General features: G+C 32.2%; 20 protein-coding genes, 1 pseudogene and 1 other annotated feature. Of the genes and pseudogenes, 14 read left to right on the forward strand and 7 right to left on the reverse strand.

Annotated elements, in window-relative coordinates; all coding sequences use genetic code 11:
* Nucleotides 1–765: 765 nt before the first annotated feature.
* Nucleotides 766–2,136, reverse strand: coding sequence for a branched-chain amino acid transport system II carrier protein (gene brnQ, locus FFX44_RS00395; RefSeq protein ID WP_289976791.1), 1,371 nt, complete (start codon nt 2,134–2,136; stop codon nt 766–768).
* Nucleotides 2,137–2,212: 76 nt separating this feature from the next.
* Nucleotides 2,213–2,460 (reverse strand) — a binding site (T-box leader).
* 176 nt (nt 2,461–2,636) lie between these two features.
* On the opposite strand from brnQ, the gene FFX44_RS00400 reads away from it, so the two are divergent.
* Nucleotides 2,637–3,227, forward strand: a complete 591-nt coding sequence (locus tag FFX44_RS00400; protein WP_289976793.1) for a type 1 glutamine amidotransferase family protein — start codon at nt 2,637–2,639, stop codon at nt 3,225–3,227.
* A 213-nt stretch (nt 3,228–3,440) separates the two neighbouring features.
* Nucleotides 3,441–5,687 carry an excinuclease ABC subunit UvrA gene (locus tag FFX44_RS00405; protein WP_289976795.1) on the forward strand — a complete coding sequence of 749 codons (2,247 nt, stop codon included), beginning with the start codon at nt 3,441–3,443 and terminating at the stop codon, nt 5,685–5,687.
* Between the two features lie 160 nt (nt 5,688–5,847).
* On the opposite strand, the gene FFX44_RS00410 is transcribed toward FFX44_RS00405, so the two are convergent.
* A complete protein-coding gene (locus tag FFX44_RS00410) occupies nt 5,848–6,468 on the reverse strand; it encodes a sugar O-acetyltransferase (protein WP_289976796.1) in 621 nt (206 codons plus the stop codon).
* A gap of 74 nt (nt 6,469–6,542) precedes the next feature.
* Nucleotides 6,543–7,415, reverse strand: coding sequence for an AraC family transcriptional regulator (locus FFX44_RS00415; RefSeq protein WP_289976797.1), 873 nt, complete (start codon nt 7,413–7,415; stop codon nt 6,543–6,545).
* Nucleotides 7,416–7,687: 272 nt separating this feature from the next.
* Between FFX44_RS00415 and FFX44_RS00420 the strand changes: the two genes are divergently transcribed.
* The 5 genes and pseudogenes from FFX44_RS00420 (at nt 7,688) to FFX44_RS00440 (ending at nt 12,252) form a co-directional block, all read left to right on the forward strand.
* Nucleotides 7,688–8,509, forward strand: a complete 822-nt coding sequence (locus tag FFX44_RS00420; protein WP_289976801.1) for a Cof-type HAD-IIB family hydrolase — start codon at nt 7,688–7,690, stop codon at nt 8,507–8,509.
* A gap of 76 nt (nt 8,510–8,585) precedes the next feature.
* Nucleotides 8,586–9,772: pseudogene (locus tag FFX44_RS00425) on the forward strand (amidohydrolase family protein).
* 509 nt (nt 9,773–10,281) lie between these two features.
* A complete protein-coding gene (locus FFX44_RS00430) occupies nt 10,282–11,481 on the forward strand; it encodes a PLP-dependent aminotransferase family protein (RefSeq protein ID WP_289976803.1) in 1,200 nt (399 codons plus the stop codon).
* Nucleotides 11,482–11,645: 164 nt separating this feature from the next.
* Complete coding sequence (locus FFX44_RS00435; protein ID WP_289976805.1) at nt 11,646–11,867, forward strand: helix-turn-helix transcriptional regulator; 222 nt, start codon at nt 11,646–11,648, stop codon at nt 11,865–11,867.
* Complete coding sequence (locus FFX44_RS00440; protein ID WP_289976806.1) at nt 11,854–12,252, forward strand: hypothetical protein; 399 nt, start codon at nt 11,854–11,856, stop codon at nt 12,250–12,252. Before FFX44_RS00435 ends, FFX44_RS00440 begins: the two co-directional genes overlap by 14 nt.
* Nucleotides 12,253–12,350: 98 nt before the next feature.
* On the opposite strand, the gene FFX44_RS00445 is transcribed toward FFX44_RS00440, so the two are convergent.
* Nucleotides 12,351–12,758, reverse strand: a complete 408-nt coding sequence (locus FFX44_RS00445; RefSeq protein WP_289976807.1) for a MarR family winged helix-turn-helix transcriptional regulator — start codon at nt 12,756–12,758, stop codon at nt 12,351–12,353.
* Between the two features lie 112 nt (nt 12,759–12,870).
* On the opposite strand from FFX44_RS00445, the gene FFX44_RS00450 reads away from it, so the two are divergent.
* Nucleotides 12,871–13,428, forward strand: coding sequence for a LysE family transporter (locus FFX44_RS00450; protein ID WP_289976809.1), 558 nt, complete (start codon nt 12,871–12,873; stop codon nt 13,426–13,428).
* Between the two features lie 233 nt (nt 13,429–13,661).
* Here FFX44_RS00450 and FFX44_RS00455 read toward each other — a convergent pair whose 3' ends face one another.
* Nucleotides 13,662–13,955, reverse strand: a complete 294-nt coding sequence (locus tag FFX44_RS00455) for a YciI family protein (RefSeq protein ID WP_289976811.1) — start codon at nt 13,953–13,955, stop codon at nt 13,662–13,664.
* A gap of 84 nt (nt 13,956–14,039) precedes the next feature.
* Here FFX44_RS00455 and FFX44_RS00460 point away from each other — a divergent pair, with 84 nt between their 5' ends.
* The 4 genes from FFX44_RS00460 to FFX44_RS00475 all read left to right on the forward strand — a co-directional run bounded on the left by FFX44_RS00460 (nt 14,040) and on the right by FFX44_RS00475 (nt 18,549).
* The gene (locus FFX44_RS00460; RefSeq protein ID WP_289976813.1) at nt 14,040–14,600 is read left to right on the forward strand and encodes a TetR/AcrR family transcriptional regulator; all 561 of its coding nucleotides are present in this window, start codon (nt 14,040–14,042) and stop codon (nt 14,598–14,600) included.
* A 152-nt stretch (nt 14,601–14,752) separates the two neighbouring features.
* Nucleotides 14,753–16,258 carry a ClC family H(+)/Cl(-) exchange transporter gene (locus FFX44_RS00465; RefSeq protein ID WP_289976814.1) on the forward strand — a complete coding sequence of 502 codons (1,506 nt, stop codon included), beginning with the start codon at nt 14,753–14,755 and terminating at the stop codon, nt 16,256–16,258.
* Between the two features lie 122 nt (nt 16,259–16,380).
* Entirely contained in the window at nt 16,381–17,547 is a 1,167-nt protein-coding gene (locus tag FFX44_RS00470) for a cation:proton antiporter (RefSeq protein ID WP_289976815.1), read from the forward strand.
* A gap of 90 nt (nt 17,548–17,637) precedes the next feature.
* On the forward strand, nt 17,638–18,549 hold the full coding sequence (locus FFX44_RS00475) for a DMT family transporter (RefSeq protein WP_289976816.1): 912 nt from the start codon (nt 17,638–17,640) through the stop codon (nt 18,547–18,549).
* Nucleotides 18,550–18,694: 145 nt separating this feature from the next.
* Here FFX44_RS00475 and FFX44_RS00480 read toward each other — a convergent pair whose 3' ends face one another.
* Nucleotides 18,695–19,174, reverse strand: a complete 480-nt coding sequence (locus FFX44_RS00480) for a MarR family transcriptional regulator (RefSeq protein WP_289976817.1) — start codon at nt 19,172–19,174, stop codon at nt 18,695–18,697.
* A 93-nt stretch (nt 19,175–19,267) separates the two neighbouring features.
* Between FFX44_RS00480 and FFX44_RS00485 the strand changes: the two genes are divergently transcribed.
* Entirely contained in the window at nt 19,268–19,864 is a 597-nt protein-coding gene (locus tag FFX44_RS00485) for an NAD(P)H-dependent oxidoreductase (protein WP_289976818.1), read from the forward strand.
* A gap of 351 nt (nt 19,865–20,215) precedes the next feature.
* On the opposite strand, the gene FFX44_RS00490 is transcribed toward FFX44_RS00485, so the two are convergent.
* A complete protein-coding gene (locus FFX44_RS00490) occupies nt 20,216–20,995 on the reverse strand; it encodes a CHAD domain-containing protein (RefSeq protein WP_289976820.1) in 780 nt (259 codons plus the stop codon).
* Between the two features lie 333 nt (nt 20,996–21,328).
* On the opposite strand from FFX44_RS00490, the gene FFX44_RS00495 reads away from it, so the two are divergent.
* Nucleotides 21,329–22,240, forward strand: coding sequence for a LysR family transcriptional regulator (locus FFX44_RS00495; RefSeq protein WP_289976822.1), 912 nt, complete (start codon nt 21,329–21,331; stop codon nt 22,238–22,240).
* The last annotated feature ends 34 nt before the right edge of the window (nt 22,241–22,274 follow it).

Consider the following 22,274-nt stretch of genomic DNA (forward strand, 5'->3'; position numbering starts at 1 on the left):
ATGATTGGAATATTGATAGCGTTATTGATAACTGAACAAAATTATTCAGTATTTTATTTGCTATCTCATTATTTTTTTCTCCGATTGCTATTGTTAAAAATGAGGTACTGTCCCTTTACTAGCAAGAACGGTGAAACTATAAGCAAGGGCATAAATTGTAAATGTATATGTATTCATCGCATTTCCACTGATACATTCTTTTAAATACCATTTATTATTTTGATAAAAATAAGAATATTCAAAATTATGATTTTTTAGTAGTTTTTGATTATTACTTGTATAATTAAGTATCTGTAACGATAATAAAACGTTTGTAGTTTATGGGAAAATTAATTTTCCCTAAGATTTTTTTCGAGAATAAATACCAATAGCTTCAAAATAAATAAACATAGATATTATCCTCTAAACACGTTCTCAGGGATCCGCAATCTTAAATTATATTTGTGCGTAAAAAGTAAAGAAAGTTTTTTTAAGTATGGATTCAAAATCTCATTTTCATTATAGAACAAAAAATTCTGATATTAACTGATTTTCACCAATTAATACCAGAACTAATCTCAGAACGAAGTCAATATTTTTAGAATTTAAATACTTCATATTTTTGGTTTCTAAAAATTTTCACTGGGTTAGTGCATACCGGTTCTTTTACCAAAACATAATCTATATTATAAATTGAAATTACAAAATTGCTTTCACAAGTGTTGTTGAGCATTAAAGTAAAATATCAACCAGACTAACTAAAATAATCTACTACTCTAGTATTATTTAGTTGTTGCTTTCTTTAAGACTTCCTTGAAATATTTCTCTAGTCCAGCTTCCCAAAAGACCAATAATCATAAACGGCAAGAAATCTAATCCGATATCGAAAAGTGGAATATTAGCTGTCGCCCATGAATTAATATCTGTAATAAATGGTAATTTTGAAAAAATCGGTGGGAGATTATGAATGAGATCAAGAATGGCAGGAATCATTGTTAAAATAATAGTTGAACGGTAAATAAATGAGTTTCGACCAATAAATGGGTTTAATATTCCAAGAATAATCAAAGCAATTGCTAATGGGTATAAGAAACTAAGGATTGGTGAAGAATAAAGAATAATCTGTTCCAAACCGAAGTTTGCAATGCAGAAGGAAATAAGTGTTGACGTAAGCAAAAAGCGATGATAACCAATCCTAGGGAAGCGACGTCCCCAATCTTCCGAAAGTGAAGTGATTAGTCCGATTGCTGTTGTTAAGCATGCCAGCAAAGTCAAAGCTGCTAAAATTGCTGCACCTGCTAGGCCTGTATAATGCTCCATAATAGTTGTGAAAGCACTACCCCCAGCAGCACTCATTTTAGTATATACCAAGCTGGAAGCACCTAAAGCAATTAGAAAAATGTATATTAAAGCTTCGAACCCCATGGTCAGAATACCAATTTTTGCAACTGAACGTGAACGTGCTTTTTCTTGATGTTGATCAAAAAGCTTTAACGCTGCAACAATTGTTACCCCGAAACCAAGCCCAGCAAGTGCATCCATTGTATTGTATCCTTGAAGAAAACCATTAATAAAGGAACTGGTTCCCTTTCCAGCAGCTGGTAGTAATGAGACACTTCGCAAATCAGTGCCTTTCAAAAAGAATGCGATGAAGAAGAGTATCGCCAAAAGTAAGACAAAAAGTGGATTAAGAATTTTACCAACATTGCGAGTAATTTTTCCTTCGTTAAAAGAAAGGATGCAAACAGTACCGAAAAAAAGTAAGGAGAAAAGTAATAATCCCATATGCCCCCAAGCTTTCGGGATGAATGGTTGAATCCCAATTGCGAATGTTACTGTGGCAGTTCTCGGAGTTGCAATTAGCAAACCTAGCGAAGCATGGGTCAAGATCAAGAAAAAGAGTGAGAATTTCTTCCCAGCAGGAAGAGCTAAATCGTACATGCTATTGCTTTCAGTCATACTGATTGCCAAAATTGATAACAGAGGTAGACAAATTGCAGAGATTAAGAAGCCAATTGCAGCAGGTCCCCAATTTTGACCTGCCATCTGTCCTAAATGAATTGGAAAGATTAAGTTACCCGCACCAAAGAACATGCCGAATAGTAGTGATGCTAAAATAATATATTGCTTGTTTGATAATTTTTCTGAATTATCCATGTGTATTCCTCCTTAGAAATTATGTATTATTATGTCATTTTCTGATAGCAAAAAAACGCCCTTAACTGTTTTTACAGTTAAGGACGTCTTCACGTGTTACCACCTTTATTTTCACTCATTTCGCAATGATTGACTCAAAGAGTACGACTTGATTTCAAGCGATACTCCATTGCTGTAATGGGCGCAATCCCAGTAACTACTACAATTAAAAATCATAGTTACAACTTGTAGCTTACTTTCATTTTCGTTTTAACTGCCTCATTGCACCAATAGAGACTCTCTTAAAATTATCCCGAAAATTACTCTTCTACGCATTGTCTTTCGTGTATTCCGTTATCATTAGCTAGAAGTTTATAAAAATAATACAAAGTTGTCAAGTACAATTTTGTAATTTCTTAATTATATTTTTTTTACTAGCTATTACTGTACACTCTTAAGAACTTGTGTTCGCTTTATTAGCATGTTAAGCTTGTCTATGATAAATTAAGGGAGGATTTAAAGTGAAAACTGCAATTTTTTTAATTTTAGATGAGTATGCTGACTGGGAAGGATCATATCTTGCCAGTCAACTTAATCAAAGTTCAAATTGGTGTGTCTCTACTGCTTCGATTAAGCCACAAGTAACTTCAATTGGTGGCTTTAAGACTAATGTAGATTATCTTCTTACAGAAATTCCGCAAAAAATCGATTTGCTAGTATTGATTGGAGGAAATTCCTGGTCAATAAGCAATAAGGAATTGCGAGAATTAATTGTTAAGCAACTTAACATGCAACAACCAGTGGCTGCAATTTGTGGTGCAGTGGACTTTTTAGCGCAGAATGGTTTGTTAAGAAATTATAAACATACAGGAAACTCACAATATTTATGGCAAAATTATTCTGAATATACTAACCAAGGTGATTTCATTAAGAAACAAGCAGTTATAGATAATAATTTAGTAACTGCAAATGGTACAGCAACTTTAGAATTTACCAAGTTAGTTTTGAAATTAGTCAACTTTCTTCCAGAAGTGGAAATTGATAAAGCTCTTGCTTTGCATGAACTTGGATTTTACAAATATTGCGCTACGTATGGGAATCCCTATCAATAAAAATAAACATCTGACAATAGTAAAGTTCTATGCGAGTTACTGTTAAATTCACACAAGTACAACAACTTCTTTTAGAACCATTCAAACTAAATATTATTTAATTTTACATATAAAGTAAGTGGTCTTATTTCATTGAGAATTCTTTGATTATCAAAATAATAAATGATAACATCGCAATGGTTCTGTTAGGCATAAGAGAAAGAGGGTAATAAAGTGGACAATGAATGGATTGAAATTTCAAATGCCTATCAAAATAATTTAAAAAATATTTCTGTTAAGGTGCCAAAACATCAATTAACAGTGTTTACAGGTGTTTCGGGTTCTGGTAAATCGACTTTGGTTTTTGACACGTTAGTCGCACAATCAAGACGCGAATTAAATGACACCTTTTCAAGTTACATCCAGCATATGTTGCCTAAATATGGTAGACCAGAAGTTAACGATATTATCAATCTTCCGATAGCCATTCCAATTGAACAAAGAAAAATGTCTGGCAATATTAGATCAACTGTTGGTACATATACTGAAATATATACCTTTTTAAGACTGCTTTTTTCAAGATTAGGCAAGCCCTTTGTTGGTTACTCCGATGTTTTTTCCTTCAATCACCCTCAGGGTAAGTGTGAAGTTTGTGATGGTTTGGGCTTCATAAAAGATATTAATCTGCAATATCTAGTTGATTTCAACCAATCCTTGAATGAAGATCCAATTAATTTCCCGACTTTTGGCAATGATGCATGGCGTTGGAAAAGATATGCATACAGTGGCTTATTTGATTTGGATAAAAAAATAAAAGATTATTCAAAGGAAGAATTAGATTTATTACTTTATGCACCACAGCAAAAATTAACAGCACCTCCTGCAAAATGGCCTAAAACAGCCTTATACGAAGGAATATTACCTAGAATTAAAAGAAGTATCATAAATACTGCTGAGGGAAAGCGTCACAAAAAACAACTTGACCATTTTGTAATAACTAAGGTATGCCCCGCCTGCAATGGTTCAAGACTTAATGTTAAGTCTCTTAGCTGCAAGATTGAAGGTCGAAATATTAGTGATTTAGTTGCCATGCCAATAGACGAGCTAAGTCTTTTTATCAAAAGTTTAAATAGTTCACTGGTCGAAGATGTTACTATACAAATCGTTAAGCGTCTAGATGCATTGACTACAATTGGTTTAGGTTATCTGAACTTAGCAAGAAGTACTGATACATTGTCAGGTGGTGAGGCACAAAGAATTAGAATCGCTAAGCATATTACAAGTTCCTTGAACGATGTCATGTATGTTTTAGATGAGCCAAGTTCAGGGCTGCACCCTAAAGATATTGAACGAATCTATAATTGTTTAAATATTTTAAAAAAACAAGGTAATACGATTATTTTAGTTGAACATAATCCCTTACTAATTGAAAAAGCTGATTATATTATTGATGTTGGCCCCGGACCCGGTGAGGCTGGCGGCCAAATTCAATTTGCCGGAACATATGATGATTTTAAACATGCAGATACTATTACAAGTTTGGCATTACGCGAAAAACAGATAGAAAAAAATGATACGCATAGATTTAATAATTGGTTTTCAATTGAAAATCAAAGCTTAAATACACTAAAAAATATTTCTTTGAAGTTGCCCCTAAACTCATTAACTGTACTTTGTGGTGTAGCTGGTTCTGGAAAAACATCGCTTGCACAGATTATTAGGTTAAAACTTGAGAAAAAAAATATTGATGTTATCAATATTTCACAAAAAAATATTGGTATCAGTCTTAGATCAACACCAATGACATATCTAGATATTTTTAATGATATTAGGAAGCTATTCGCTAAAGCAAACAAAGTCAGTGCGGCACTATTCAGCTATAATTCAAAGGGAGCCTGCCCACACTGCAAGGGCAAAGGGGTCATTGTCAATGACATGTACTTTATGGATGATGTTGTATCAGAATGTGAATTATGTCGTGGTACCCGTTATGCCAGTGAGGTTCTACAGTATAAATACAATAAAAAAACAATAGTTGATGTGTTATCAATGACAGTTAGTCAAGCACTGAGTTTTTTTAATGAAGAGCCTAAAATCTCCGTTGGTCTACAGGCTATTTGCGATGTTGGTCTTGGATATTTGAAGTTGAATCAATCTCTAAAAACATTATCCGGTGGAGAATTGCAGCGAATCAAACTCTCAAGCTTTTTACAAAAAAAGGGTAGTGTCTATATGATTGATGAACCTACGAATGGATTGCATTTAAGAGATATTGATCGGCTATTACAGCTTTTTGCTAAATTAATTGAAAACGGAAATACTGTTGTTATTATTGAACACAGTCTTAAAGTCATTCGCAGGGCTGACTGGTTAATTGAGATGGGACCTGAGGGAGGAAAGAACGGGGGTAAGGTCATGTTCTCTGGTACTTATAAGGAATTAAAAAATTCAAAAGATTCAATTACACGACCTTATTTATAAAAATGCTTGTATTAAAGTGAGAAAAAATTTACTGATTAGTTAAAAATACGGGGCTGATTCAAAAAGTTAAAATTTTGATTCAGTCCCTTTATTTATTAAGATATTCGTAGACTGGAAGATAAAATGTAACTAGAAGTAATTTGGTTATATTAAAATAAAATTACTTATCTGTCTCTCTCTTTAAATATTCCTTTTGTTTATTTTCCCAATAAATTTTATTCTCATTAGTAATCTTGCGAATTGTTCTTGCAGGATTTCCCGCAGCAACAGTATTATCAGAAATGTCTTTTGTCACAATTGAACCCGCACCAATGACAACATTATTACCAATTTTAACACCTGGACAAACTACTGTATTTCCACCAATCCAGACATTATTACCAATCGTAATTTGATGTCCATATTCAAGTTGTTTGTTTCGTACATCTGCATCTATTGGATGACCAGCAGTATAGAGTGAAACCCTCGGGCCTAGCATAACTTGATTACCAATCCTAATTGGTGCAACATCCAAAAATATGCAATCATAGTTTGCATAAAAGTGGCTTCCAATATGCAAATTTGAAGCATAGTCCATTCTTACCGGTACCTCAATGTAAGCATCTTGTGTTGGACAATCAATCATTGAATTAAGTAACTTGCTACGCTCTTGACCTTGATCGACTGGTATAACTTCATTATATAGATAAGTCCATTGTTTTGCTTTCATCCTCATCTGCACCAATTCTGCGTCACTTGAATTATATAATTCTCCTGCGATCATTAACTCTCGTTCGTTCAATATAAAAACCTCCTTATAAAAAATAAATTACAAGATATAAATTAACATATTTAGAATAGTCTTAAAGGCCAGCTTTAAAAGTACCTAGTATCATTTTTATGGTATTTAGCATATTTTCTACGATAAGCACTAGGTGTTACTCCTTTCCATGCTTTAAAATTTCGATAAAATGTTTTATCACTTGCAAAGCCACATTCGCCAGCAATATAACTAACTGCTTTATTTGTTTCCAGAAGTAAACGTCTGGCATTTAACAACCTAACTAAGCGAATATATTTATTTACAGACATTTGTACAGTATAGCCAAATTGTTGATTAAGTGTTGTCAATGAAACATGAAATTGTGAAGCAATCATAGTTCCCGTTATTTGTCGTGAATAGTCCTCATTAATTACATTCATAACTGTATCAACCAACAAAGAATTTGGATTAATATCTTGTTCAATCATAGGAGTTGTAAAAGATTCAGCTAATATTGCCAATACCATGAAAAAATGACTTAAAATTTTCATTCTTATAACGTCATTTGTCTGGCAATGGATAAGATCATGAATTGCTATAAAGTGCTTTTTCAAGGCTTCATATGCAGCAGTAGTTGATTTTGACAAATTTTCATTTTGCAAATTAATCTGCCAATTGGGACTACTTAATAATGATGATTGCAGGACACTATCATCCACGATTAAGCCAAATTCTAACCAATCTACCTTTGAAGGACCACTTATACTATGAATAACACGATGATTGATCGCCCATATATCACCTGGATGATATTCTTTTGTAACCCCATCTGTTACAAACTTTAATGCAGTGCCAGTCACCAAATAGTTTATTTCAATTCCATGATGCCAGTGAGGAGGAACATTAACACCTTTTGTTGCATCATGTTCATAGTATTTAAATGGCAGTCTAGGTGTAAATTGAACGTTCTCATATTGAATAGTCAAGTTTAATCATCTCGCTTAAAAAGTCCAGATTTTTGAAATGTCAAAATAATATATGATGTCGAAATTATAGCATACTCAATCTTCGCGAACAAAGATGCGTACGTTTTTCAGTAGCTAAGTCAATAAAATGACACTAACTGGTTTCAATAATGTCCCTTTAAGAACCAGGTATTATGATAGGGTATTGATAAGATAATCTTGAAACACATTTCTAATTAATTAATAATCATTTTCAAGCTGTCAGATTACTATAAGTGAAAGGAATGAGGAACATGTCTATCAAATTAGTCGCCATTGATATAGATGATACATTACTAAATTCAAAGGGAGAATTGCTATCTAGTACAATCAATGCTGTTAAGAGTGTAATGGAACATAACATCAAAGTGGTTCTGTGTACAGGAAGACCATTAGCAGGAGTTAAGAATTATCTTAATGATTTGGGGATTGAAGGTAATGAGCAATATGTTATTACATATAATGGGGCAGTAATCGAGTCAGTAGCCGGTCATATCATTAATACTAGACTTGTTGACAATGCACATTACCGTTCATTAACTGATTTTGGTCAAAAACACGATATTCCTTTTAATGTTCTTGATAATATGAGTGCAATCTATACAGCTAATCAAAATGTAAATAAGATGACAGTTATACAAGCATGGGAAAACAATGCGGGAATCTTTATACGAACTCCCGCAGAGATGCCAGCGGATTTTGAAATTGCTAAAGGGCTTTTTGTTGGCGAAAAAGATTTAATAGATAAAATTGAACCATTAGTTGTACAAACTTTCGCTAAAGAACTTTATATTGTGCGTTCAAGCATAAATTTTCTTGAAATAATGAATCTCTCTGTCAACAAAGGGCAAGCTTTAAAAGACATTTCATCAATTCTAAACATAAATGCAGATGAAGTAATGGCTATTGGGGATGAAAAAAATGATATTCCCATGTTTAACTTTGCAGGATTAGCTGTTGCAATGAAAAATGGTTCTGAGTTAGCTAAAAAACATGCAGACTATGTTACTGATACAAACGACTCTGATGGTTTAGCAAAGGCTCTTCAAAAGTCTATCTTAAATAAGATTGAGTAACCAAATTTTTAAGTCAAGAACTGAATTGTTGAGTAGTTACCACAGAGAAATATAAATAATACTGCTGAAATTAATAATGGCAACTAAAACCTTTTTTAACTTTAATTTATTCGATGGCTTACACAATCTAATCCAAGAATCTGCTTGGTTTAAAGTAGATACTCTCACTGGGAAAATCTTATCTCTAGGAAATTCTGATCCTGAAAAAAGTGATGTTATGGTTGATCTACAACAAAAATATGTTATGCCCGGCCTAATTAACGTGCACACACATATTAGTGGTGATCCGGATAGTTTCGATGGTAATTTTAATCGATCTGAGTCCGAAATTGCAGTTGAAGCCTACCAAAATCTACAAATATTATTGAAATCAGGGGTTACTTATATCAGAGAATGTGGCTGCGCTTATGATATTGATATAAAGTTGAAAAAATCGCAAAAAGCTGGACGAATAAGCAAAATTCCAAATATGATTACGTCGGGACGTGCTATCAGTATGACGGTGGCCATGGAGATGGTCCAAATGTATCATTTTTAACTGATTCGCCAGATGAAGTACGAAAGGCAACTAGAACAGCCTTTCGTAATGGGGCAGATTGTATAACAGTTATGGCTACTGGTGGTGTTATGTCGCCTGGTGATTTTATGAATGATCCTCAATTGTCAATTGAGGAGATGCAAGCTGCAGTTGTTGAAGCTCACCATAAAAGAAAGACTGTTGCTGCTCATGCTGAAGGAAATCCTGGAATTAAATACGCTATTTTAGCAGGAGTTGATTCAATTGAACATGGCTTTTATGTTAATGATGAAGATATTAGGTTAATGTTAGAGCGAGGAACATACTTAACACCAACTCTTTTGGCAGAAACGCTGATTCCAGAATTTGGTAAAAATATATTGCCTGATTGGGAGTTAAAAAAGGCGGCAGATGCTTTAGACGATACCTTTGAGAATCTTAGTGTAGCTTTTGAAAAAGGGATTAAATTCACTTGTGGTACAGATGCAGGCAGTCCGTTCAATGGTTACGACAAGACTCCCTTTGAATTCGAATTGTTGACAAAATTAGGTATGACTCCCTTTGAAGCCTATCAATGTTCGACAATCAATTCTGCTAAATTATGTCAGATAGATGATGAATATGGTATTCTAGAAGAAGGAAAAGTTGCAGATTTTATCGTCTTAGATTCAAACCCATTAGAAGACGTTAAAGCTGTACAGCAGCTAGATAAGCAAGTATTTCAAAAAGCGATTAGACAATATTAAAAAAGAACTTTTGAGATATATCTTATTTCAAAACTAGATACATTTCCAAAAGTGTCAGTACTAATCACGGGGCCAAGTCGAAATTTAACTTTTGATTTGACCCTTTATTATTACGAGTAAACTTGTTTTATAAGTCAAAATTTTCCATTGCAATAAAGCCCATACTTGTCAACCATTTTTCTATAAGTAATTGTGCCCGTGCTACTAAGCTGGGTCACAACAACATACTGTGTAGATTATGCACTTGAAGCCATATTATATTTTTTTCTTTCCAAATAAATCATAGCAACATTGTTATATCAAACATTCAAATTATAAAATAAAGAAGAAAGAATAAGGTACAACTTAATATTTTAAGACCGATATTTGTATCTATGGTGAAACTTATTTATGTTAATATGACAAAAATGAATTTTACTAATCCTTTTTTTTGAGATACCATTAATCTAGTTGCAATTAAATTAATAGAAAATATTCCTTTCTATTAGTAAAACTAGAGGAGGTTACTCATGAAGTATCATTTTTCAAGTCGTGTACCAAAGACCGAAGTTGATCCCGTTGGGAATATTTTAAAGGTTGTCGAAAGACCGGATATTATATCGTTCGCAGGTGGGCTACCTGCCCCAGAATTATTTCCAGTGAAACAGATTGCTCAAGCAACGGATAAGGTTTTAAGTGAACGTGGGCAAGTTGCACTCCAATACGGTTCTTCTCAGGGAATTCCAGAACTCAGAAAAATTATTGCAGAGCGGGTGAAATTAGAGGGTATCAATACAAGCTCTGAATATATCATGGTAGCTACTGGTTCACAGCAAACACTTGATTTGACAGGAAAGGTATTTATAGATCCTGGCGATACAGTCATTGTTGAAAGTCCAACATATTTATGTGCCGTAGATGTTTTTAAATCCTATGGTGCGAATTTTGTTGGCATTGATATGGATGATGATGGTATGCGGATGGATCATCTGGAACAAGCATTAAGTGAGCATCCTGAAACTAAGTTAATCTATACAATTCCAAATTTCCAAAATCCGACCGGACGAACAATGTCTCTAGAACGTCGGAAAAAATTGGCAATGTTAGCGGATAAATATGATGTTATGGTGCTTGAAGATAATCCATACGGTGCAGTTCGCTTTGCGGGTGAAAACATCCCATCAGTTAAATCATTAGATCCAACTGGGCATGTAATCTACATGGGGACCTTTTCTAAGATTTTGGCACCAGGTATGCGCTTAGGGTGGATTGTCGCTGATGAATCACTGATTAATAAATACAAAATGATGAAGCAATCAGCGGATTTACATACTGATAGTTTGTCACAGTACATTGTTGCTAAATATTGTGAATTATTTGATATCGATGAACATATTAAATTAATTTCTAATCTTTATCAAAAACGAGAACAGTTAATGATGTCAGCTATTCAAAAATACTTTCCTAAGAACGCAAAATGCAGTTATCCAGAAGGTGGAATGTTTATTTGGGTAGAAATTCCGGAAATCGAAGATACTCAAGCTCTATTTGATTTAGCTATTGAACAACGAGTGGCTTTTGTTCCGGGAGAGCCTTTCTACAGTGAACATCCAAAGCCAGGAACTTTCCGTTTAAATTATTCCAACATGTCGGAAGATAAGATTGAAGAGGGAATCAAACGATTAGGCAAGGTAATCCAAACGGCCTTGTTAGCTCAAGATGTTTATTAGTTAATAAATAAGGTTAAATTAAACCTACTGTTAGAATTATTGAACAGTGGGTTTTTGTTTAGCAGAATATAATTTAGGGGTTTAGGGGGTAAAACAAATATTTATTTTTTCTTTACTTCACCATTTAGGTAATATATATATTACTTAAGAAGGTGCTATCATCTATGCTTAAAAATAGGGTAAAAGTATTCAGAGTTGAAGCAGGTTTGTCTCAAAAGGAACTTTCTTTTTCCGCAGATGTGACTCGTCAGACAATGAGTCTGATTGAAAAAGGAGAGTACAATCCATCAATCAGTCTTTGTCTAAGAATTTGTTACAAACTTGATAAGACACTAAATGAAGTTTTCTGGTTAAATGAGGAGAAATTTGAACGTGAAGAAGGTTAAAGATGAAAGGCTCAAAGGACAATTAATAAAGGATTTCAAAACAGCATTCATAATTGAAAATTCTTTTATTCTTATAGTTTTAATGTACGAATCTTTTAAGAATTACGGAGAAATGATTAATTTTCAGAATCCTTTGTGGGTTAGTTTCATGATTGGTGTAATTTCTCTTTCAATCCTGTCCCAAAAGGTGACTGCTGCAGTTGAAGACAAACCAAAAATCTCGAAAAAAAGATTATTAATCTATTTTCTCCTAGAGTTTCTAGCTTTTAGTCTGCTATTTATATTAATAATTCCTAAATATATTTGGCTTTCTGTCATTTGTGGTGGGATAGTCGCATTAATTACTTCAGGGATTTTTATTTATAATAACCACTATAGATATTAGGAGTAGCCTAACATTTCTAAAACAACTCATTGAAGGAGAGTTGTTTTTTAATTACACATCTCTAAAGTCCATTATTTTAAACTATATTTTTAGATCATTTAAATATTGTTGCTACACTTTTCTAACAATTGGAATAGTGTTTGTTGTTCCTCTAAAGTTAAATTACTCAATAGTTTTTCAGAACTGTCCTTTTCAAAACTATGTAATTCAGGATATATTTTTTTTGCTTTATCTGTTGGAAATACTCTCCTTAATCTACCATCTGTACTATCAACTTCTAATCTTAAGTAATTTGTGTCAACTAATCTTTTAATAGTACGAAAAGCAGTTGTTCGATCGATACTTAATTTGTCAGCTACTTCTCCCAAAAACATACCTGGTTTTTCACAAACACGAATTAAATAAATAAAGGAATTATTTCCCAAACCTACAGCTTGAAATTGCTTATTACTCTTAATTTGAAGACTACGGGTAATTTTGCCAATATTTCTAATTATTTTAAACATAATGAATAACTCCTTAAATTATTTTCATTGCATATGCAATTATTATGTGATAAAGTCAAACCAATTAAACTAATTGCATATGCAATTTTATTTTACAGGGGGTAATTTTTAAATGTTAGCTTTTCTTTTATTTGTCGTAGTGATGTCCTTTACTCCAGGTCCCAATACAATCATGGCTATGGTATCAGGACAACAACGAGGTTTCATGAATAGTCTTAGATTGAATTTTGGTATGTTGTTTGGAATTTGTACAATTGGAATTATCACCGCACTATTTGCAAGTTGGTTTCAAAGAACTCCTTCATTTATATTTATAATGAAAGTAATAGGAAGCTGTTACTTAGGTTATTTGGCATATCATGTCTTTACCAGTAAACCTTATCAATCTAAAAGTGATATTGGAAATTTTAACACAGGGTTTTTGATACAAATTACGAATATTAAAGTGTATTTATATTTTGTTACAGGATTAAGTGCGTTTACAATTCATAATTTCCTAAGCGACATACCAGTACGCTGGTTATTAATGGTAATAATTGGAAGTATTGGAACATTTACTTGGACTCTCTTTGGACAAATAATTAGCAAGACATATTTAAAGTACTATAAATATTTTAACGCCTTTATTTCAATGTTGCTAATTTTTTCAATTATAGATCTCTGGCATTAACTGAAATGAAAAATAATTATTAGAACACGAAATACAACTCGGAAGTATTTGGAAAAAAGATAAACATGTATAGTGACAATGGCTTTATATTTTTTGTTCCTAGTGATACATTATCTGTAGATTGATTTTTAGAAGATAAATAAGTTGCCTGTAATGTAGTTAAGTTTAAATAAAAAGATCACTTCCATGTATATTTAAGGAGTGACTTTTTCGGTTTATGAATTAGCTAATTCTCATATTTTATTAATTAGTTGTTCGAACGTATTATTAAATTTTGTTGGTTGAAATTCAATAACATCATAATTGGCTATTCCATTTTTATAAAAGGGGTCATTATAATAAATATTTTTAGCCTCCTCTAAATTATTCGCATTACAGAGAATAACACCTCCTGTACGCGGATTTTTTCTTCCAGAAAAAATAAACTTTCCTTCCTTGTAAAACTTGTCAAGGTACTCATTATGATTATCCAAAAATTTTTCAACTTCTGTCAAAGGTTTTTTATAAGTTAGACTAAAGAAAAACAAAGCACTCACTCCTAGGATTATTATATTTTAGATGAACTCGTTCAGTGTATAATATAAATAAAATAATGTCAAAAGAGGATTCGTATGAAACGAGCTCAGCAAAAAATTCAAACCCGAAAAAATTTATTTCAAGCCGCAATTGAATTATTTAATTGCACTGGTGTCGAAAAAACAAAAATTTCAGATATTGCTAAGAAAGCAGATGTATCTACAGGAACTTTTTATGTTCATTTCAAATCAAAAGAAGAAATTATTAGCGCTATTTATTATGAAGATTTCAATAATTACATGTGTAATAAAATTCAGAAGGTTATACAACTAAATTTGGATTGGAAAAAAACACTTTTAAAAATTGGAATTTTTGAATTAGATTTTGCAAAAAAAGTTGGCCTTGAAGTAACCACAATTGCTTTTGTAGCAAATCTTCAAGCAAACATGAGTACGCCTGGGAATCATTCAAAAAAAAGAATATTTTCAAATGAAATTAAAAAAATCACGGATAGGTTTAGTAATAATAATCTTGCTTATCAAGAATTTGAATCTATCATTCGTGGAGTTATACTTACTTGGTGTTTTAGCAATGGGAAAATTGACATTATTAAATTGGGGAATAGTTTATTGGAAAAATATATGAGCAATCTATAAAAAAGTAGATAAAAGGCGTGGTAACTCCCTGTAATCTAATCTTATTTCTCGAAATATAGAAACTTGAGGAAATACCCATATTTATTAATAAATTTTGATGTACAATAAAATTATATTTTATAAAATTCATTGCCGTATTGAGGGTTTGTTAGATGACAAGACTTATCGCAGTAAAAAGAGGTTTACTTGTTGGGTTGTTTGTTGGCATTATAATAAGTTTCTTTCGTTTTACAATTAACAATCTTTTAGTTATATGGAAACAACTATATCATTTTGCTGGAACTAGCATTTCAGGACTGATTTTAATCATTATATTTTTTATAATATTAACTTTTATAATCGGTCAGTTTATTAAGTTCAATCCACATATAATGGGTTCTGGTATTCCTGAGGTTGAACTGCAATTAATTGATAGATTGAAGTTGAATCCTATTTCAATTCTGGTATCAAAATTCATTGCAGGTTCTTTATCTATAGGTACTGGCGGTTTTCTGGGGCGTGAAGGTCCATCTGTTCAATTAGGTGCAGCTGTCGGACAAATTTATGCTGAAAAATTTAGACTAACTGACAACGATTGGCGCTTACTTGTTGCAACTGGAGCTGCTTCTGGTTTATCAGCCGCTTTTGGGGCTCCTTTAGCTGGCACAATGTTTGTTCTTGAAGAAATATCACACAGCTTTTCTTCCATACTCTGGATAGAAGCCCTAAGCGGAAGCCTAATTTCAGATATGGTCGCTGATCAATTCTTCGGATTAAGACCTGTACTGTATATTCATTATGAGAATAGTTTCCCATTAAGGTATTACTGGCTTCTTTTAATTTTAGGATTAATTCTAGGTATCTTAGGGTATTTCTATCAAAAAGCAACACTAAATGTAAATTTTCTTTATAATTTTCTTGGACGAATTCCGAGAGAGAATCAAATTATCGTTATGTTAATGTCAATTCTTCCTATAGGAATTTTTTATCCTCAATTATTGGGAGGCGGGGAAAACTTAATTAAAGTTTTGTCTACAACTAAAATCAGTTTATCAGTTGGGATAGCTTTTCTTTTAATTCGCTTCATTTTTTCTGCAATTTCCTTTGGTTCTGGGGCACCTGGTGGAATATTTATGCCAATATTGACTTTAGGTGCATTAATTGGTTTAATTGCCGGAAAATTAATGATTATGTGTAATCTAATTTCAGCATTATATTTGCCAAATATTATAATTTTTTCATTAGCTGGATATTTTGCTTGTATCAGTAAGGCACCTTTTACAGCAGTGATTTTAATAACAGAAATGGTTGGTTCACTATCTCATCTTTTATCATTAGCCTTCGTTTCATTAGTTGCCTATTTAATGGTCGATATTTTGGGAGGGGCACCAATTTATGAATCACTTTCCAAGAGAATTGATTTAAAACATGAATTAAAACATATCGATTCAAGACTTGTAAGTTTTGAATTTCTTGTATCTCCACTTGGTGAGTTAAATAATAAAGAAGTCAGAGAAATTAGATGGCCACAAAACGTGATTTTGATTAAAGTATTACGCAATAATTCTGAACTTCTTGCGAAGGGTGATTTAATACTAAAGCCAAAAGATAGGTTAATTTTGTTAGCTCCTGTGGAAGATATAGCAGAAATAAAACATGAGCTTTCAGTTTTAAACTAGTAAGACTATCTGTATAATAATTCGTTAGAGAGGCTATTAGATTGGAGTCAAAAAAGACAAAATGGTAGAATTTGAGTAATATATTTTCCTAACACTGCTGGCATTTGATTGGAGTGCATTGTATGTCATTTATTGGTTCCTTAGTTATTATTTTATTATTTACTACTCTTGCCGGACATTTAACCGCAAGAGTCGGAATTCCTGCGGTTTTAGGCCAACTATTGATTGGTATAATAATTGGTCCTGGTGTTTTAAACATTATTCATCCAACAGATCTCATTGAACAATTTGCTGAAATAGGTGTAATCTTACTTATGTTTATGGCTGGTATAGAAAGCAACATGCAGCAACTCAAAAAATATTTTAAACCTGCTCTAGCGGTCGCTTTGTCGGGTGTTTTACTGCCTGTAATTGTAATGGGTACAGCTAGTTTTTGCTTTGGGTATCATTTTCAAGAAGCATTATTCATTGGCGTTGTTTTCTCCGCTACTTCTGTCAGCATTTCTGTAGTTGTACTACGAGAGTTTAAAGCATTAAACAGTAAAGAAGGGGCAACTGTTCTAGGAGCAGCAGTTGCTGATGATATTCTAGGTGTTTTATTATTAAGTTTAATGATAGCTATTGTGGGCAGTAATAGTGGAACTGGTGGCCAAGAAAGTCCCAAGAATATTTTATTACAGTTAGTTTTGCAAGGTCTATTTTTTGCAGGCGTTTTCCTTCTTGTTCGTTGGATTGCCCCAAGTATCATGTATTTAAGTACTAAATTACTAATTCCAACCAGTCGAACTATTTCAGCAATGATTATCTGCTTGTCAATGGCTTACATAGCTGAAGTAGTTGGTCTATCTGGTGCAATTGGCGCTTTTTTTGCAGGGATTGCTGTCGGGCAAACACCTACTAAAAAAATTGTTAATACTAATATCGAACCAATTAGTAATGCAATTTTTGTACCTGTATTCTTTGTTAGCATTGGGTTAAGTGTTTCATTTAATAATTTTCTTGTTTCACTGCCTTTCATTGTTATTATGACTACTCTTGCTATCCTAACTAAGTGGTTAGGTGGTGAAATGGGTTCGCTAGTAGCAGGTTTTGATAGAAATAGTGGTCGGGTGATTGGAACAGGCATGATTGCCCGTGGTGAAATGGCCTTAATCACGGCTCAAATTGGCTTCAATGCACATTTACTTGATAAGAATCTGTATATTGATATTATTTTTGTAATAGTGATTGCAACATTATTAGCACCTTTACTGTTACGCTGGTCATTGAGAAAGTTAGCTAAGATATAGTGTGTAGATTATGAAAAGTTTTTAAAAGTTCCCTCAAAGTGAACGAGAATACTTTGATTTTGGGAGCTATTTTATTTTAAGAAGGGAACTATGAAATTGAAAAAATGGCAAGCTAATTTAATTTTACTTTTAACTGCAATTATTTGGGGAAGTAGCTATATTTTGATTAAAATGGCTCTTAAGGGGAATATGCCTTCGGGTGTAATCAACACCTTACGAGGAGCAATATTTGCGGGGCTAATTTATATATTTTTTAGAAAAAGATTACATAAATTAACAAAGAAGGATCTAAGGATAGGTGTTTTTGCAGGAATTATCAACTTCTTAGGCTATCAATTACAAGCACTGGGTTTAAAGTTTACTACTCCAAGTAATAGTGCTTTTTTAACTGCAACTTATATTGTTATGATTCCCTTTGTACTTTGGATTTTTAATAAAGAATTCCCAAAATATAAAAGTATTTTAGCGATTATCATTTGTTTTTTAGGGACACTATTTTTAACTGGTACAATTAATACCGGCTTTTCTTTTCATATTGGTGATAGCTTAACCTTGTTGGCAGCTTTTTTTTATGCACTACAGATTGTTTACTTTAGTGACAAGGTCGCAGATGTGGATCCATTTGTAATTTCATTTTTGCTGGGCATAGTTCAAGTAATCGCTAGTGGGTTATGGTCATTAAGCTTTGAATTCTCGTCATATAGCAGTATAAATTGGTCAAGTGCACTAATACCAGTAATAGTATTAGGTGTTTTAGCTTCTTTCGGGGGACAAACATTACAAGTAATTGGTCAAAAGTATACTGATGCTACTTCATCGGGAATTATTTTAATGACTGAATCATTATTTGGCAGTTTATTTTCAGTTACCCTTGGTTTCGAAGAATTAAGCTACAATTTGTTAATTGGGGGAACCTTAATAATTGTCTCTATATTGGTCATGGAAATTAATATCAGACAAATAGTTTTTCAAAAAAAATGGCGTAACTTTAGGAAAGACTAATGCTCACTTTAGTTTCATTGTCTAAAAGATGGTTGCGGGTAATAATAATGTAAATTTATTCTGAAAAGTTGTCAAAATTAATTCATTATTAGAAGGTCAGATACTCATAAAATATTAGCCCAACCGTAAGAATTTTTTTCGATTGTTACTTTTCACGTAACTCATTAATTTCCGTTAACATTTCTGCAAATCTTGCAAGTTCTTTATTACTAAATCTTGCGCCTATTTTATTTAGTTTCTGATTCTCTGTTTTATGATACTGTACATGTAAAATAGCCAAAGTTTGACCAGATTCAGTTAATTTTAAATACACATCTTTTTTATTATCGGTGTGGTGATATTTTTTTACCAATCTCTTTTTTACTAACCGATTAACTATTTTTGAAACTGTTCCTTGAGGGAAGTAGACAGTTTCAACTAGCTCTTTTATTCTAATTTCTGAATGAGCTGCTATCAGATTTAAAATGTCTAAATCAGTCACAGAAACATCAGAGATTACTTCACTTAAGGCTATTTCAGTAGCATGTTTTAATAAATGTTCATGAACTTTCTTTGTATTATCAAATGCTAAATATCGATGTAATTCATTATCAATCTGCTTTAATAGTGGGTTTAATTCCGACATATATATTCCTCCGAATATAAATTGACAGCTTTTTCTTTTACTGTTATTATCATTATATTCCAAGGAATATAAAAATGTAAAGAAGGAATTAATATGCATGTAGTAATTGTACTTGACCATCCGTATACTTTGAAATCAAGTGAAAATATCCCACATAAAAGATCATACTCAGCAGCGCTTACCAAAAATTCCATTGATATCTTAAAAGCACATAATCATACTGTTGATCTTATAGATTTACAAGCAGACCATTTTAATCCTGTTATAGATAAGCAGGGGTTAACAAATTGGCGTACTAAAGAATATGTAGATGAACAAAGTCAAAATTATCTATTACGATTGAAAAAAGCGGATGAAATAATTTTTATCTTTCCTGTTTGGTGGGAAGTAATGCCTGCCATGTTAAAAGGCTTTATCGATAAAGTCTTTTGTAAGGGTCAGATAATAAAAATTGATGGACAACGCCAAATTTTAAGTTTAGATACAAAAATTAGAATTTTAACAGTTATGGGTACGCCTCGTTTTATTTATAAACTACATTATCGAAATCCACTTGGAAACATGCTTAAAAGGGGAGTATTCGGAAAAATGGGGCTAAAAAATTTTAAAATAGCTTACTTCAACGCTGAAGATCAATCTGAAGTAAAAAGAGCTAACAACCTAAAAAATATTGGCAAATATATTCTTTAGGTTGTTAGCTTACTATTTATGCAAAATATGTTAATCAACAAATTTGAAGAGGATTATGATTTAGACAGTGCTTCGACGTCTTGCTTTATTAGCGGAATAGTTCTTGGATGCATAATTCTAATCTTTAATTACTACTTTCAGATTTTTTGACTGAAAAATAATGATAATCATCTGTAGTTTTTAAATTGATTAGTCAGAGAAAAAAGGCGGACTGCCACTAACGCGTTAATATGGAAAAACGATAGACTATAAAAAATGAGCCAAAACATAAGCTTTGACTCAATCCCGCTGTTTACCACTACAGTTAATACTAAAACACATCATCCCTTGTAGTTAATTTTCTCTTTAATCTTAGTTGGTATAAACTTTCTGTTGGACTTGAGCAATACGCAACAGCAGTTTTTTATCATTCTGGTTGTTGCTTTGGGCAGCAAAATTACATAATAAGCCATAATTTACATGTGCATCAGTGATGTTACCACAGACATATTGAATTTTTTTAGCTTTCTTGCTAATCTTTTTGGCTTTTTTAGGGGCGAACTCTATAAAGTAAGTTGCTGAATATCTTAAAGTTTTAGCTTTTTTACGAATACGGTGTACACGAGTATAATCCTTAAAGTCCAAATCATCATAGAGTTGGGATAGTTTCTTTTCCCGCCGGTTTAATTCTTGATAAATATATTTGTTCCAATCGTTTTCTTCATTAAAATCAAGAGTTTTCAACTGATCTTTGACTTGGGCAAGGTTGGCTATTATTTCTTTTTGGACTGTCGGTGTCAAAGTTTTAAGCATTTCTTTTTTTCGTTTGTTATAAAAACTTTGGAAAAAGTGACGATAATCAGTTCTTTTTTCAGGATGATTATAGGCAAATTCACTAGATTTAGCAATCAACACGTCTAATTCTCGTAAGTCATTGAAAACTTTTGCTGCCTTACTGAGACTTTTATCAATATCAACAAAGGTATTGGGGGCAAAATCTCGCTTTAAAAATTTGAATAAGCTACGTAAAGTACGGATAGCAACACGCAAATCATGAGTTTGATCAGCATCATAAGGATTATTTTGATAGCGGATCAGCTCTTTTTCAATTAAATCATATTGTAACTGCAAAATAGTTAAAATTGACTTCATTGTGTATTCCTCCTTTTTAATAATTCAGGTAACAAGAAAATAAGATAAAGTTCAAAAGAACAATTGAATTCAACTTCAACATACCATATCTAGATAAATAATTGGAGAAATAAGGCAGTAAAAACTGAAACAATTAAAAATAAAAAAAGTCATCAAATTCTACTAAATAAATCAAGTTTTTTTTAAATAAAATTTCGGATGACTATTTTTTGAAATTTATTTCTGCCTTTTTCATTCTTAATGAGTATTGTCTAACAAAAATATGATAAAATTACTCATTATTAATACAAAGTATAAGTTTTACAATTAATTACTTAACTAGTGGAGGAAGATATGTTTGAAAAACAAATTGCAGTTTTTTTAACCTTATGTGTTACGGGAAGTTTTACAAAAACAGCTGAAAGATTATTTATGAGTCAAGGTACTGTTTCAAAATATATTGCTTTTCTTGAAAAGAAATTTGGACCATTGGTAAAAAGAAATAATAATGGTGTCGTAGTAAATGAACAAGGAAAATTAGTTTTTGATTACTTTATAAAAATGCTTGATCAGGAATTCCAAATGAAATATGAATTACTTCAGATGGAGGAAGCTCATCCGACTATAACAATATCTACAATTCCATCAATTGTTAACTATCATATTTTTCAAGTGATTAAAGAATTTCAAAAGAAATACCCGGCTATAGAGGTCCGCTTTCAAGAATCCAGCATGCGTGATTGGGAAAAAGATATTTCTCCAGAGAAAATTGACTTTTTATTTTTCCATCAAATGAATGAGCGCATTAGTTTATTAAACTATGAAGCACTCGCTGGAGAGTTCGAAGAATTTGTAGTTGCGGTCAACAGGAATAACTCGCTATCAACTTATCCTGAATTACATTTCAAAGATCTAGTGAATGAAAAATTTTTTTTATTGGACTGGAGTACAAAAAAAGTTGATCCTATTTTAAATGTCTTAAAAAAAGACTTTGCCGAATCTCAGATTTTATATATTGGTCAGAATTTGGATATGATTCTGTCATCGGTTTCTTCAAATATGGGAGTTTCTATTTTACTTAAACGTATAATACCTGATAAAGAAACGCACCAACTAAAGTTAGTTCCTTTTAATGATTTAGAAGGTGGAAAGGTTGTACTAGTTAGACAACGGCAAGTGGATCATTCAAGGCCTGCTAATTTATTTTGGGAATTTGTAATGACAAATCAATTAGTAAAAAGTGGAATTCCAAAATGGAATAGTTAGTTGCTTATTAGATAGCAATGAACAATTAATATTT

It is taken from the genome of Lactobacillus sp. UCMA15818 (assembly GCF_030400225.1).
In the GTDB taxonomy this organism is placed as follows: domain Bacteria; phylum Bacillota; class Bacilli; order Lactobacillales; family Lactobacillaceae; genus Liquorilactobacillus.